The sequence below is a fragment of the Williamwhitmania taraxaci genome (genome assembly GCF_900096565.1).
Lineage (GTDB): Bacteria > Bacteroidota > Bacteroidia > Bacteroidales > Williamwhitmaniaceae > Williamwhitmania > Williamwhitmania taraxaci.
Window position 1 is genome coordinate 1 of the sequence record NZ_FMYP01000163.1, and the last position, 1,556, is coordinate 1,556.

Here is a 1,556-nt window from a genome sequence, read left to right on the forward strand (position 1 = left end):
ACTCCGCGCACAAGGGACTTTCACCCTCTGGACTTGTTCCAAAAACGCTTCCGTTTAAAGAACTTTTACTATATTTACCATTCAAGGCACACACAATGTATATAGCAAATTGGGTGTGTCGTTCCAATTTGACTATTCGTGCTGTTAATAAACTTCTGTGTATCTCGATAGGGTAGCACATTTTAACCCCAACTTGCCATATACTTAGCGTTGTAGCCAATGCCAGTGTTTCTTAGCCAATATCTCAACTTCCTTGAAATAATCCATCTTTTTTAGTATATTTGTTTAATGAGAAAAAAGGCTGAAATAGGGCTAGATTTTATCGTTGATAAACTCACCAATTCGATTGAGAATGTTGTCTCAGGTGATAGTTTTCCAACCGAAATTTCTATTGTGACAAAAGCAGACCTTAAAAATACTACCAATAAGAATGGTTGGGTCTTTAATTGGCTTGACGAATACAAACAGCCAGAAAGAGACGTTTACAAGTTAACAATCGTAAATAATCCCAATATTATTCAAGGACTTCTAAGCGTTCAGATTAAGACAGACCATGTTTATATGCATCTTATTGAAAGCGCACCATTCAATAAAGGGAAAAGCAAAATTTATGTAGGAGTTCCAGGAAATCTTGTTGCATTTGTTTGCAAACTCTCTTTTCAGAGAGGACATGAAGGTAATCTTGCATTTATTTCAAAAACCCAACTTATAAAGCATTATGAAGATACTTTGGGTGCTACTCACTTTGGTGGACGGTTGATGATAATTGAGACACAATCTGCCTTGATACTAATCGATAAATATTTTAAAAACCAATAGAGATGAAAACGAGAAGAAAAGAATTAGATGTGGACTTTATTGGAAGTCAAGAACCTTTAACTCTACCTGAAGAAAAGGCTTTAAGTGAATTCTTTAAGAAGAAAAAAGAATTGAAAAAGCAAAAAATAGTTCGCTTAAGAAAAACTTCTCAGAAGCCAAAAGTCGAAGCTTAAAAACCCTACAATAAAGGCACAGGCTACAATAAATAGGACTTTAAGCGGCACGAAGTGCCCAGAGAGAATGTATTAGCTGCTGCCTGGCGCAAATACCCGTTTAGCCGCAAACGTAAAAAGGCGATGCACCTGCACCGCCTCTTTTTATGCCTAAGAAACTCACCCAACCCAAGCAAATGCTAAAGGGTTGCCATCAGATGTATTACTTACTAATAATATTGCTAGCTTAGTGTGGAAATACATGACAGCTGACAGCTGACAGCTGATGGATGAGGTATTGATGGTAGATGGGATATTGATTTAAAATAGATAGCTATTGTAACAAATTGCTCAAGCCCAATAAAGTATTCACATTCTGTAAATACGAAACTTGCAGGTGAAGGAAGTGAACTGGCCCAGAATATGGGACGGTTGAAAATGGCTGTCGAAGATGGGTGAATTCATATGGCTTTAATTTTAAATATGCATCACTTGATATTTCGGTGATATTGTGCCACTTGTTTCGGTGATATTGTGCCACAAAAAAAGGATGATTTCGTGACCAAATTTATGAATTAATTTGAG

Annotated in this window: 2 protein-coding genes; both read left to right on the forward strand. The window is 36.6% G+C overall.

The genetic code is table 11. The features are described 5' to 3' along the window. Positions 1-288: 288 nt before the first annotated feature. Positions 289-819, forward strand: a complete 531-nt coding sequence (locus BLS65_RS17700; protein WP_092441112.1) for a hypothetical protein — start codon at positions 289-291, stop codon at positions 817-819. A 2-nt stretch (positions 820-821) separates the two neighbouring features. Continuing rightward, complete coding sequence (locus BLS65_RS18580; protein WP_170830199.1) at positions 822-992, forward strand: hypothetical protein; 171 nt, start codon at positions 822-824, stop codon at positions 990-992. The last annotated feature ends 564 nt before the right edge of the window (positions 993-1,556 follow it).